Origin of the sequence: Bosea sp. BIWAKO-01 (assembly GCF_001748145.1) — a bacterium.
Classification (GTDB): Bacteria; Pseudomonadota; Alphaproteobacteria; order Rhizobiales; family Beijerinckiaceae; genus Allobosea.
In genome coordinates this window covers 6,366,436-6,379,321 of sequence record NZ_BCQA01000001.1, presented here as the reverse complement: position 1 = coordinate 6,379,321, position 12,886 = coordinate 6,366,436, and the positions used below count along the sequence as shown (strand labels likewise).

At 64.9% G+C, this 12,886-nt stretch carries 9 protein-coding genes; 3 read left to right on the top strand and 6 right to left on the bottom strand.

Annotation, left to right across the window (positions count from 1 at the left end; genetic code table 11):
• Window positions 1-148 precede the first annotated feature (148 nt).
• Entirely contained in the window at window positions 149-940 is a 792-nt protein-coding gene (locus BIWAKO_RS29590; RefSeq protein ID WP_069881688.1) for a hypothetical protein, read from the top strand.
• Window positions 941-1,314: 374 nt separating this feature from the next.
• Here BIWAKO_RS29590 and BIWAKO_RS29585 read toward each other — a convergent pair whose 3' ends face one another.
• The 5 genes from BIWAKO_RS29585 to BIWAKO_RS29565 form a co-directional block, all read right to left on the bottom strand.
• On the bottom strand, window positions 1,315-2,538 hold the full coding sequence (locus BIWAKO_RS29585; protein WP_201788666.1) for a M20/M25/M40 family metallo-hydrolase: 1,224 nt from the start codon (window positions 2,536-2,538) through the stop codon (window positions 1,315-1,317).
• 259 nt (window positions 2,539-2,797) lie between these two features.
• The gene (locus BIWAKO_RS29580) at window positions 2,798-4,354 is read right to left on the bottom strand and encodes a SpoVR family protein (RefSeq protein WP_069882910.1); all 1,557 of its coding nucleotides are present in this window, start codon (window positions 4,352-4,354) and stop codon (window positions 2,798-2,800) included.
• 11 nt (window positions 4,355-4,365) lie between these two features.
• A complete protein-coding gene (locus BIWAKO_RS29575) occupies window positions 4,366-5,676 on the bottom strand; it encodes a YeaH/YhbH family protein (RefSeq protein ID WP_069881686.1) in 1,311 nt (436 codons plus the stop codon).
• An 18-nt stretch (window positions 5,677-5,694) separates the two neighbouring features.
• Complete coding sequence (locus BIWAKO_RS29570) at window positions 5,695-7,644, bottom strand: PrkA family serine protein kinase (protein ID WP_069882909.1); 1,950 nt, start codon at window positions 7,642-7,644, stop codon at window positions 5,695-5,697.
• A 242-nt stretch (window positions 7,645-7,886) separates the two neighbouring features.
• Window positions 7,887-8,522 carry a TlpA family protein disulfide reductase gene (locus BIWAKO_RS29565; RefSeq protein ID WP_069881685.1) on the bottom strand — a complete coding sequence of 212 codons (636 nt, stop codon included), beginning with the start codon at window positions 8,520-8,522 and terminating at the stop codon, window positions 7,887-7,889.
• Window positions 8,523-8,659: 137 nt separating this feature from the next.
• On the opposite strand from BIWAKO_RS29565, the gene BIWAKO_RS29560 reads away from it, so the two are divergent.
• Together BIWAKO_RS29560 and BIWAKO_RS29555 are read left to right on the top strand one after the other, a co-directional pair.
• The gene (locus tag BIWAKO_RS29560; protein WP_069881684.1) at window positions 8,660-9,466 is read left to right on the top strand and encodes a TlpA family protein disulfide reductase; all 807 of its coding nucleotides are present in this window, start codon (window positions 8,660-8,662) and stop codon (window positions 9,464-9,466) included.
• 565 nt (window positions 9,467-10,031) lie between these two features.
• Window positions 10,032-11,525, top strand: a complete 1,494-nt coding sequence (locus tag BIWAKO_RS29555; RefSeq protein ID WP_069882908.1) for a sensor domain-containing diguanylate cyclase — start codon at window positions 10,032-10,034, stop codon at window positions 11,523-11,525.
• A 367-nt stretch (window positions 11,526-11,892) separates the two neighbouring features.
• On the opposite strand, the gene BIWAKO_RS29550 is transcribed toward BIWAKO_RS29555, so the two are convergent.
• Complete coding sequence (locus BIWAKO_RS29550; RefSeq protein ID WP_069881683.1) at window positions 11,893-12,810, bottom strand: 3-hydroxyacyl-CoA dehydrogenase NAD-binding domain-containing protein; 918 nt, start codon at window positions 12,808-12,810, stop codon at window positions 11,893-11,895.
• Window positions 12,811-12,886: the final 76 nt, after the last annotated feature.

The following is a 12,886-nucleotide window of genomic DNA, read 5'->3' as shown; positions in this document are numbered from 1 at the left end:
AGCAGTCGCTCTTCGCCTTCCCGAAGGCTCATCGATATAACTCCATTTCGTATCGAAGTCCCGCGCGACTATCCTGCCGGCAGGGGCTGGGGTCCACGATTGCCCCGCCGCTCGACCCTTTCGGATGGGTTTTGAACTGAGGCGTCCAATGGCTGAACGTGTCGATTCCCTTGACGGGTGGCAACTGGCCCGGATCGAGCCCGGCGAGCGCCTCGTGGTCCTTGCCCGGACGATACAAGCGGATCCCGGAGCGGAGGCCGAACTCAGGGACGGCGTCGTCGACTGGGCGCGCTTTGGGGAAACCTGCCTCGGGCAGGCGCTCTATCGGCATCGCTCGGTCTTTCGGAACGCTTCGGAAGCGGCTGTCTGGAGCCATCTCGAACTGAGCTACTTCCAAGATATCGTTCCTGCCGACGCCATTGCCGAGCTCGTAGTCAAGCAGCAACCGCCGCAGATCCGGGTACTGCGCGCGGAGATTCTCCTGACCACCCCCTCGGCCTTCGTCCTGCCGCGAAACTGGCAGGGCTCAGCCGATCGGCCCGAGCGGCAGGCGTCGCTGGAATATATCGAGGTGCACGCTTCCTCTCTCGGCGAATACCGGGAGATCATGCGGACATATATCGGCCCGGCCGCCGCGAGGCTCGTCCAGGCGAACAGGATCGAGACGTTCAGGACCATGGAGACGGCGGCCGTGCTCTACCGCGATCCGGCGCTGGCGATCGACTGGAACCAGATCCATCTCTGCGAAGTGGGGGCCGACGGCTTCAACGGGTTCGGCCAGGCGTTCGATGCCGCTCTCCGCGAGGTTTCGCCGGATGGCGGCTTTGCGGCGGTCTTCGCCGGCCTCGACCGCATGCGCACGATCCCCCGCTGGACCTTCAACGATCCCGTGGTGGAGGCTGACGCCGCGCTCGGGCGGGTAGGCACGGCGGAACCATGAGCGGAGTCCGGCCCGGAACCTGCGCGTGGCCGCTCCGCCTCATCCCGCAAACCGCCGGCAAGGCAGGCGCCGTCCCCATGCCTCGAAAGGGACTTCATGCCTCGTCGCCGACATGTCCGCAACGGGGAGGTGCCGTTGGGGAAGCCGGTGCTGAGATCGCCTCTGGAGCGAAACGGATGTGACGGCGCGGTGCTGGCGCCGCGGTCAGGCGACCTGACCTGCGGCCCGTTTGGCCCGGCGCCTGGCGCGTGCCCTGAGTGTCCCGGCGGCAGTGCCGGGCTGGAACTCGCCCGTGGCGCCATTCTGTCCGCGCAATCGCAACCGGTCGAGCCGCAGGATCAAATGCAACGGCCACGACCGGGCGACCAGAGCATTCACGCGGTCGGGAAGCCCGCCGTGGCCAGGATCGTGGCGAGGCTCGCCGTCATGCCCGATATGCTCGCTGTCTTTTCGACATCGATCCACTCGCCGAGGGAATGGGCCCTGCCGCCGGTGCCGCCCGAACCGATCTTGATCGCCGGGATGCCGAGGCTCATCGGAATATTCGCGTCGGTGGAGGAGGCTTCGTGCCTGGGCGCAAAGCCTTGGGCCTGAAGCGCTGCGGTGGCGTATTGCACGATATCGGCGTCCACTGGCGTGTTGCCCGCAGGACGGTCGCCCAAGGTCCTGATTTCGACCGTGATCGCGCCCTCGCTGGTCGAGCGTGTCGCGTTCTCCTGGTCCGCCGCCGCGGCCACGATCTCGCGGCAGCGCGCGTCCAGCCTGGCAAGCTCCTCTGCCGATTCCGAGCGCAGGTCGATATCGACCCAGGCCTCCTCGGGGATGGCGTTGACCGATGAGCCGCCGCCGACGATGGAGGCACAGAATGTGGTGCGCGGCGTCGCCGGCACCTGGATGCGGCCAAGCTCCGCAATGGCCTGCGCCATGGCATACATCGGGTTGACGATGCCGAAGGCCTGGAAGCTGTGCCCGCCCGGCCCCTTGAACCTGACGGAATAGCGCTTCGAGCCGACGCCGCCGACGACGATCTTCTCCACCTGCGGACTGTCGACGGTGATGAAGGCTGCGATCTTGTCGCGATAGCGGCCCTTGCTGAAGAGATGGCGGACGCCACGCAGGTCGCCGAGCCCTTCCTCGCCGACATCCCCCACGAACAGGATATCGTTGCGGGTCCGGACCCCGGCGGCGTCCATCGCGCGCACGAAGGCCAGGAGCACGGCAAGGCTGCGGGTGTCGTCGCCGACGCCCGGGGCAAAGAGCTTCGTGCCCTCACGGCGCACGGTGACATCGGTTCCCTCCGGGAAAACCGTATCGAGATGGGCGGCGACCACGATCAATCCGCCGTTGCCGGTGCCGCGCCGGAGGCCCATCACATTCCCGATCTCGTCCTGCTCGACATCCTCCAGGCCATGCGCCTTCAGCATCTCCAGATAGGCGGCGGCGCGCTTCTCTTCCTTGAAGGGGGGCGCGGGAATCTCGGTCAGCGTGATGATGTCGGCAATGGTGCGGTCATGCTCGGCTTCGAGCACCCTGACGGCCTCCTTGAAGGCCGGATGGTGGGTGATCGCGGCAATTTCGGAGGCGTGATCGCGCTGCACTGGCATTTCCTCATCATGGGGTCTTCATGACCTTCGGCTCGGCGCCACCTGTGCCTCCGGCCCCGTCGCGGCGCAAGCGTTCTCCCCCTGGGCGGCACGCGTGGCGCCATTGCGCCGGGCTCACGGCGCGCACCAGCGTCTGGCGCCGACGCACGCCGAACAGTTCCAGCAAAATGGGCGCTGAACCAGCGAAAGTGTTGGAACGGGTCGCCTCGGTGGCCTGGGGACGCAGCACAATGCGCGTCCCGCTGCATATCAGCTATGGCGATCCGGCAAGCTGACGGCTGGACCGTTCGAAGACCGTGACCCCCGTCTGCGCGTCAACGCCTTCCAGGCTGACCTCATAGCCCCAAAGCTCATGGACATGGCGCAGCGTCGCATCGCAGCCGGCGCTTTCCAGCAGGATGCCGTCATTGACCTTGTGCTGCAGGCGCAGATGCCGCTGGCCGAGCAGGTCGACATCCACGACCTGGATGTCCGTATGGCTCGCTCCGATGTCGTATTTCTGGGCCAGGGCCGTGCGTATGGACGCGTAACCGCGCTCATTATGGATCGAAGCCACGCTGTAGAACGAGTCGTTCGCGGCGTCGGAGAGCAAGAACAGCCGCCACTTCCGGATCAGGGCCGGGCTGAGATACTGGCGAATGAAGGATTCGTCGCGGTGGTTGGCCCAGGCGTCGAGCAGGATCGTGCGCCAGTCGCCGGTTCCCGCGATCTCGGGAAACCAGTCGCGATCCTCCGCGGTCGGCTCGGTCACGATACGCTGGATGTCCTGCATCATGTCCAGCCCCAGGGCATAAGGGTTGATGCCGGAAAAGCGGGGATCGTCGAAGGCAGGCTGGAAGATGACGTTCGAGTGATTGCGCAGGATTTCCAGCATGGCGCCCTCGCTGATCCGGCCGCGGTCGAACAGCGAATTCATGATCGTGTAATGCACGAAGGTCGCGCAGCCTTCGTTCATCACCTGCGTCTGCCGCTGGGGATAGAAGTACTGCGCGATGACCCGGACGATCCTCAGGATCTCGCGCTGCCAAGGCTGGAGGATCAGGCTGTTCTTCTCCAGGAAATAGAGCAGGTTTTCCTCGGGGAGCTTGAGAGCGTTTTTCCGTTCGGCGATCGAGGCCCCGCTCTCGTCGGGCTTGGCGTCATCCACCAGGCGCGGGACGGTGCGCCATAGGTCGTTATAGGAACGCTCTTCGTATTCCAGCCGCTCGCGAAGCCCCTCGCGGTGCCTTTCGGAGGAGAGCCGGGGAGGGCGGCGATAGCGGAACACGCCCTGTTCCATCAGTGCATGGGCAGCGTCGAGAATGGCCTCGACGGCGGCAATGCCATGCCTTTCCTCGCAGCGAGCGATGAAGCCCTTGGCGAAATCGAGATAGCCGAGAATCGCGCTGGCATCGGCCCATTGCTGGAACAGGTAGTTGTTCTTGAAGAAATGGTTGTGGCCAAGAGCGGCATGCGCGGTCACCAGGGCCTGCAGGGCCATGGTGTTCTCTTCCATCAGATAGACGATGCAGGGATTGGAGTTGATCACCACTTCATAGGCGAGGCCGCGACCGGCCTTGCGATAGAGCAGTTCCTGGCGGAGGAAGTGCTTGCCGAACGACCAGTGTCGATACATCAGCGGCATGCCGATGGACGAATAGGCATCGAGCATCTGCTCCGAGGAGATGATCTCCATCTGCACCGGGTAGACATCGAGCCGGAGCTCCTCCTTCGCCACCGCCTCGATGACGTCGTAGGCATGCGACAAGGTGGCGAAGTTCCAGTCCGAGCCGGAGAACAGCAGATCGGATCGGGGCGCTTGCCTCGCCATCGTCGCTTCCTTCACTTGCGCTGCTGCGCCGGTTGGCGGGTGAAGAGATGCCGGAAGACCGGGTAGATGTCGGCGGCCCTGGCGATGCGGCTCATGCCAAAATTCGGCCATCGCTCCTTGACCGTGAGATAGGCGCGCCAGAGCGAGGTGCCGTTGTCCGTGGAGCCGAAGATCTCGCTCTCGCGTTCGTCGATGATCTCGACATAGGCAAAATACTGGCACAGGCGCATGATCTCGCCGTCCATCAGTCTGAGGCAGTGCCTGGAGTCGGTCGCGAGATTGTCGCCGTCCGACGCCTGGGCGGCGTAGATGTTCCACTCCCGGCTGGGATAGCGTTGCGCGATGATGCGCTGCATCTCCTCCAGAGCCGTGGAAACGACGGTGCCGCCGCTCTGCATGCTGAAGAAGAAGGTGTCCTCGTCCACCTCCTGCGCCATATGGGTATGGCGGATGAAGACGATGTCCGTGCGATCGTAGCGCCGCTTCAGGAACAGATGCAGCAGGACGAAGAAGCGCTTGGCCAGGTCCTTCTCGCGTTCGCCCATCGAGCCTGAGACGTCCATCAGGCAAAACATCACCGCGTTCGCGTTGGGCTGAGGCTGCGCGTCGAAACGGTTGAAGCGGATATCGACCGGGTCGACGAAGGAAATCACCCGGCGCCGGCGTTCCAGCCGGTCGAGTTCGGCGCGCAGGGCTGCGACGTCGGCCCGGGCGGCGCCTGGCTCGTCGGCCTCGATCCTGGCCAGTTCGCGCAGGATGGCCTCGATCTCCTCGCGCTTGGGCCGCTGGAGGGCGATGCGGCGGCCATAGCTGTTTCGCATGGTGCGCGCGATGTTGATGTTCGTCGGCGAGCCGCTCGCCGAGAAGCCGGCCCGCCGCGGCTTGAAGGCGACGATCTCCTTGAGATTGAGCTTGACCATGTCGGGAAGCGCGAGATCCTCGAAGAACAGATCGAGCACCTCCTCGCGCGAGAGCACGAAGCGGAAATCGTCCTCGGACGCGTCCAGGCCGGGTGACGAACCCGATCCGGATCCGCCGCCCCGGTCCGGCTTCGGCATCCGGTCCCCCGGCGCGAAATGCTTGTTTCCGGGCAGGACATGGTGCCGCCGGCCGCTGTCCCCCGCATCGCGGAAGCGTGGCTCGCTCGTTCTCTTCGCCGGGAGCGAAACGGCGTGCGCCCCGTCTGCATCGGCGATCTTGCCGGCCCGGATCTGTTCCTGGACGCTGCGCTTCAGGTCCGCGCGCACGCGGTGCAGAAAGCGCTGGCGATTGCCCAGGCTCTTGTCCTTCGGGTTCAGGCGGCGGTCGATGAAGATCGGCATGGCACGCTCCGGCCGCGTTCAACCTGCCTTGTTCACGCGCATGTACCAGTCTACCAGGCGCCGGACCTGGCGCTCGGTATAGCCACGCTCGACCATGCGCTGAACGAAACCCTGATGGCGCTTCTCGGTCACGCTGTCCTGCTTCGAGCCGAAGCTGATGACGGGCAGCAGATCCTCGACCTGCCCGAACATCCGCTTCTCGATCACCTGGCGCAGCTTCTCATAGCTGGTCCAGGACGGGTTGCGGCCATGGTTCCTGGCCCGGGCCCGCAAGGTGAACTTCACGACCTCGTTGCGGAAGTCCTTGGGATTGGCGATGCCCGCCGGCTTTTCGATCTGCGACAATTCATTGTCCAGGACCTGCCGGTTGAGGAGCTGGCCGGTATCGGGGTCCTTGTAGTCCTGATCCTCGACCCAGGCGTCGGCATAGGCGATGTAGCGGTCGAACAGGTTCTGGCCGTATTCGCCATAGGATTCCAGATAGGCCTTCTGGATCTCGTGGCCGATGAACTCGGCATAGCGCGTCGCGAGCTCCGACTTGATGAAGTCGAGATAGGCCGCTTCCGTCTCCTTGGGGAATTGCTCGCGCTTGATCGCGCCTTCCAGGATGTACATCAGGTGCACGGGGTCGGCGGCCAGTTCCCCGGTGTCGTAGTTGAAGGTCTGCGAGAGAATCTTGAAGGCAAAGCGCGTGCTGACGCCGGTCATGCCCTCGTCGACCCCGGCGGCGTCGCGATACTCCTGGATGGCCTTCGCCTTTGGCTCCACTTCCTTGAGGTTCTCGCCGTCATAGACGCGCATCTTGGTATAGAGCGGCGAGTTCTCGAACTCGGCCAGGCGGGTCGAGACCGTGAAGCGGCTGAGGATGTCGAGCACTTCCGGCGTGCAGGGGCTGCCGGCCAGTTCACTCTCGCGCAGCAGTTTCTCGTAGATCTGCCGCTCTTCGGTGACGCGCAGGCAATAGGGCACCTTGACCACCAGGATGCGGTCGAGGAACGCCTCGTTGTTCTTGTTGTTCTTGAACTGGAGCCATTCGGACTCGTTGGAGTGAGCCAGGACGATGCCCTGGTAAGGAAAGGCTCCGAAGTTCTCGGTGCCGTTGTAGCTGCCCTCCTGGGTCGCGGTCAGCAGGGGATGCAGCACCTTGATCGGCGCCTTGAACATCTCGACGAATTCGAGCAGGCCCTGCGTCGTCCGGTTCAGTCCGCCGCTGTAGGAATAGGCGTCCGGGTCCGACTGGCTGAAGTGTTCGAGCTGGCGGATATCGACCTTGCCGACGAGGGTCGAGACATCCTGATTGTTCTCGTCGCCCGGTTCGGTCTTCGCGATGCCGACCTGCCGCAAGCGCGAGGGATTCAGTTTGACGACGCTGAACCTGGAAATGTCGCCCGAGAGCTCGTCGAGCCGCTTCGCCGCCCAGGGCGAGATCAGGCCGGTCAGTCGGCGCCGCGCGATCCCGTACTTGTCCTCGAAGAGATCGCCCATCCGATCGGGACGGAACAGGCCCAGCGGGGATTCGAAGACGGGACTGATCCGGTCTCCGACCTTGAGCGTGTAGAAGGGACGCTCCTCCATCAGCTTCTTGAGCCGCTCCGCGAGGGAGGATTTTCCGCCGCCGACGGGGCCCAGCAGATAGAGGATCTGCTTGCGCTCCTCCAGGCCCTGCGATGCGTAGCGGAAATAGCCGGCGATTCGCTCGATCGTATCCTCCATGCCGAAGAAATCGGTAAAGGACGGGTAGAGCTTGACCGTCCGGTTGGAGAATATCCGGCCGAGGCGCTCGTCCTGGCTCGTATCGAAAAGCTTTGGCGCGCCGATCGCGTCGACCATCCGCTCAGGGGCGGAGGCATACATCGATTTGTCTTCGCGGCAGGCCAGGAGGTATTCCCGCAGGCTCATCTCCTCCTGTGAAAAGCTTAGGTAATCCTCTGAAAATAAACGGAATACATCGCCGTCTCTCTCGATCATGGCAACCATCCCACGTCGGCGGAGGTCGTCGACGACAGCCCCCGAACATTTAATCTATGACGGTCTCGCAAGTTCCTGCCCGTGGCACTTTGACGCCAGGCGGAGGGCCTCGAACGGCGAGCGCGCCGTGGGGCCTGGTGCGGGTCGAGACCTTGGTCCTTTCGTTCGTCCGCCTGTTCTTCGGGCATCTCCCATGACGTCGAAGCCAACAGGCTCCAGTATGCGGGCGAAGTACGTCCGGGTCAGCCCTCGCGCGCGAAATAGTGCATGAACCGGATCGCCTCCGGCGTGCCCCAGTCCGCGGCGCCGGCGAGATGGCCGGCCGTCCTGCCCCTGGCATCGACGACATAGCTCATCGGCATCCCGTAGAGCTGGAATGGCGTCTGCACCTGCGATTTCGGACCCGACGCGACGATGCCTTCGCGGTCGATGAAGCCTGCAAAGCCGCGCAGGCCCAACCGGTCGATGAGCCGTTGGGCCGCGGCCACATCGCGGTCGATCGAGACAGGGACCAAGGCGAAACCGAGATCGCGTTTCTGCTGCAGGCGATGCAGGATCGGCAGCTCGCGAAGACAGGGTGGGCACCAGCTCGCCCAGAAGGCCACGAGACAGGGACGGCCACGATAGCTCGCGAACGACCGGGGCCGGCCCTTGAAATCCGTGAGCGCGATGGCCGAGACATCCTCGCGCGGGTCGAGTTCGATGAATTGCCCGCCGGCTTCGGTCACGAAGGGGGGCGGAGCCGCCAGCGCCTGCGGCGGCAACAACGAGATCGCCCCGGCCGAGCCGCCCATGAGCAGGCTGCCCAGCAGGACCTGGCGGCGATCCAGAATCGGGCTCGCGGGCCTGCCGGCCTGCCGGATGTCGTCTTGCGTCATAACGATGCCTTGCTCTCTTGCGTGCGAAGCCCGAGAGGAAACTGAGCTTAAGCCTGGCTTAAGGCGCCTACCCGATGCCGCCGGAGCCGGCCCTCGGATCGGCTGGCCTTACAGCGCGAGAGCAGGAGCGCAACCGGATGAACGCGGTCAGCATCGGTCCTTTCGTCTTCGCCCCGGACCGCTTCGCCGCGATCCTCGCGATCGCGACCCTGCTGATGGCAGCCGCGCTCCTGTCCAGGCGCATTGACGCCCGTTTGAACGCATGGGCGTCGTCGGCGGTTCTTGCCGCGATCGCCGCTGCCCGCCTCGGCCATGTCGTCCTGCATTGGCCGGGCTTTGCCGAGGAGCCATGGCGCATGCTGGCGATCTGGCAAGGCGGATTCTCGACCCCCGCCGGGCTGCTCGGGATGGCGCTCGTCAGCGCGGCCTATGTCCGGTCGGTTCGCTTTGCCGCCGGCGCAGCCGGGGCGGTGCTGGTCGCCGGCCTCGTCGGACTGGTGACGCTGGAGCTGACGAAGGCGACCTATGGCCAGCAGGCGCCGGTCACCCGCATGGCGACCCTGGACGGCGACTTCCGCTCGATCCGCGACTTCGAGGGCAAGCCGCTCGTTCTCAATCTCTGGGCGACGTGGTGCCCACCCTGTCGCCGGGAGATGCCGATGTTGGCGCGGGAAGCGGCCGAGCGCGCGGATGTCGGCTTCATCTTCGTGAACCAGGGCGAGAGCGCCGAGAGGGTCCGGAGCTATCTCTTGGCCGACCGGCTGAAGCTCGACCATGTCCTGCTCGATGCCGCGATGGCGCTGTCGCGCCATTACGCTGCGCCTGGCCTGCCGGTGACGCTGTTCCTGCGCCGCGACGGCACGCTGGCCTCGCTCCATACCGGCGAGATCTCGCGGGAGGCCCTGGCAGCGGGTATCGACGGCATCATGGGCGAGTCGCACTGAGCAATCGCCCCCGGCCCAAGGCCGCCAACGGGAGCTCGAAACCCTGCGCCCGTCTTCACCTAACGAAGGGAATTTCCAAACATGTCGGTCTGACGAGCAGGCGAGCCAAGGCCTGGCTGCATGTAGGCCGGCCCATCCGCTCTTTTACTGGGAACGGTATCTTGTGTCATACAGCCGACTGGCCCGAGAAGAATGAACACCACGGCGACGCATCGTTTCAGCACGGCGAACTCCATCGTTATAATCTGGAACTAACCTCGGACGCCTTCTTGGGGCTGCTTCGCTTTTCGCTTGATATCCGCAGGAGTTTCAAGCTGGAAAACTGTCCCGTGGGACAGTCTGCGAACCGGTTTCCGTCGCGGGGTGCAGGCAGGTCACGAAGGTCCGCTCATTGGCGCAAGGACCGACATCTGTCAGGTCGGCTTTCGGCAGGTTGACCGGGCCGCGACGCGACGGGCGAACCTGCGCTGCCACTTGCGGTATCATAGTCCCCAACGAATCAGGCTTGCCTGCCCTGGCGATCGGCGGCTCAAGCCCTCCGGGCAAGCCGGAATTGGAATGGTCGATGACAAGCGTGCCCCCTGCCATCTCCCCTGTTGCCTCAGATGACCGGCATATGTTCGATCTCGCGCCGGTCTCGCTCTGGCTCGAGGATTACAGCGGCATCCAGGCGCTGTTCGCGGAATGGCGGGCGCAGGGCGTCAGCGATCTGCGCGGCTTCCTCGAAGCCGATATCGAGCGCGTCAAGGCCTGCTCCAGCCGCATTCGCCTGCTTAAGGTCAACCAGCAGACCCTGACCCTGTTCGGCGCCGACGACACCGCGCACCTGATGGCCAATCTCCACCAGGTCTTCCGGGCCGACATGCTGAAGAGCCATGTCGACGAATTGGTCCAGCTCTGGGAGGGCAAGCTCGATTTCAGCAGCCGCACCGTCAATTACACGCTGTCGGGCAGCCGCCTCGACGTCCAGATCAACGGGCGCATCCTGCCGGGGCATGAGACGAGCTGGGACCGGGTGCTGGTCGCCATCGACGACATCACCGAGCGCGAGCAGGCGCGGCGCGAGCTGGTGGCGAGCGAGGCCTATGCGCGCGGCCTGTTCGACCATTCGCCGGTCTCGCTCTGGGTCGAGGATTTCCGCCATGTCAAAGCCCTGCTCGACGATTTGCGCGAGCAGGGCATCGAGGATCTGCGCGTCTTCACCGAGGTGCATCCCGAATTCATCGATCGCTGCATGCACGAGATCAGGGTGATCGACGTCAACAGCCACACGCTCGAACTCTTCGCGGCGCGCGACAAGGCCCATCTGCTCGACAATCTCGACGATGTCTTCCGCGACGAGATGCGCGTCCCGTTCCGCGAGCAGCTCATCGATCTCTGGAACGGCAAGATCTTCCAGCAGCGCGAGGTGGTGAACTACAAGCTCGACGGCACCTTGCTCTACCTGCATCTGCAGTTCTCGGTGCTGCCGGGCCATGAACAGAGCTGGTCGCTGGTCCAGGTGGCGCTGACCGACATCACGGCAAGGCGCAAGGCCGAGGCCTATCTCGAATTCCTGGGCAAGCACGACGTGCTGACCAAGCTCTACAACCGCTCCTTCTATGTCGACGAGCTCAACCGCCTCGAACGCAAGCGCATGCAGCGCGTCTCGCTGATGCTGATCGATCTCAACGGCCTGAAACGCGTCAATGACGAATACGGCCACGGCGCCGGCGATGATCTGCTGCGCCGCGCCGGCGAGGTGCTGGCCAAGGCCGTGGACAAGCCGCTCTTCGCAGCGCGGATCGGTGGCGACGAATTCGCGGTGGTGCTGCCGGGCGCCGGCACGGGCGAGGCGGGCCTGGTTCTGGCCAATGTCCAGCAGCTGATCGAGCTCAACAACCAGTTTCATGGCGACACGGCGCTCAGCCTGTCGCTCGGCATGGCCACCTCCGAACCGGGGGAGACGATGGAGCAGCTGGTGAAACGGGCCGACCGGCTGATGTATGAGGACAAGCGCAGCTACTACGCCGACAACAGCCACGACCGTCGCCGGCCGGACCTGCCACCCAAGCCCTGAGGCGGGGCAGGGCCCTTGCGTTCTCGCGGACCTGATCCCCGGCAGCGCCGCTCGCGGCGGTGAGCCCGGACCGCCTCCGGGCTGCAATTGGATGGAATGGACGACGGGGGCAGGCAACATGCCGGCCCAACGGTTCAACGAAGGGTTGGGGCGGCGTGCGCTCGCCTCGCGCGCTGATCTTTGACGAGAGGGTTTTTTGCCGCGTCGCAACCGATACGACGGAGATGCCGGCAATCTGATCCTTCGACTGGAACGTGATGATCTCAGCCCAAACGGCCGGAATGACTCACATTTCGGCGCCAACCCTGGTGTTCGCGCCGATGACATGGATCACGATGATCGCCCCGAGCAGAGCTTTGGGCGGAGCCTATTCGCTCACCAGCTTGCGCGATTTCAGCAGCGCCAGCAGGCCCTCGTCCCGGCGCGCCTCCAGCTCTGCGATCGAGCGGCCGGCGCTCTCCTCTGCGACCCCCTCCACGATCCGGCGCTGTACCTCATCGCTGAGGGAGGGTTGGCCGAGCGATTCCCAGCGTCTGAGCTGGCTCGGCCCGAGATGGGCGAGATAGCCCTTGATGCCGCCATCGCCGCCGCCGAGATGATAGGTCATATGCGGGCCCATCAGGGCCCAGCGCAGACCCGGCCCATGGCAGAGCGCGGCATCGATATCGGCGACGCTGGCCACGCCCTGCTCGACCAGATGGACCGCCTCGCGATAGAGCGCAGACGCCAGCCGGTTGGCGATATGGCCCGGCATTTCCCGGTTCAGCACCACGGGCCTGCGCCCGAGCGCGCGATAGAAGGCGCTGGCGCGAGCAATGATGGCCTCATCGGCCCCGATGATCTCGACCAAGGGCACGAGATGCGGCGGGTTGAAGGGATGGGCGACGATGATGCGCTCGGGCCGGCTGCACTCGGCGACGATGGCGCTGCGCAGCAGGGCCGAGGTGCTGCTGGCGATGATCGCATCCGGCGCCGTCTGGGCGTCGATCTGGCTCAGCAACTGCCGTTTCACGGCCTCATTCTCGGGGCCGTTCTCCTGGATGAACTGTGCGCCGTCCAGCACCGCGCCGAGCCTGGTCGAAAAGCTGAGGGCACCCACGCCGGCAAGCCCCAGTTCGGCGAGCTGCGAACGCGCGCGCTCGACATAGGCGAAGAACTTCTCCTCGGCTGCAGGCGAGGGGTCGTAAGCCGCGACAGCGACGCCATGAGCCGAGGCGAGCGCCGCCCAGCTCGCGCCGATCATGCCGGCGCCGACAATGGCGATGCGCTCGATGGGGTTGGTCATGATGCTCTCGCTCTCAAGGGCAGCGTTGAGGGCCGCAAGCTCGCGCTGGCGCCACCGCTTCGGGCCTAGAGCATCG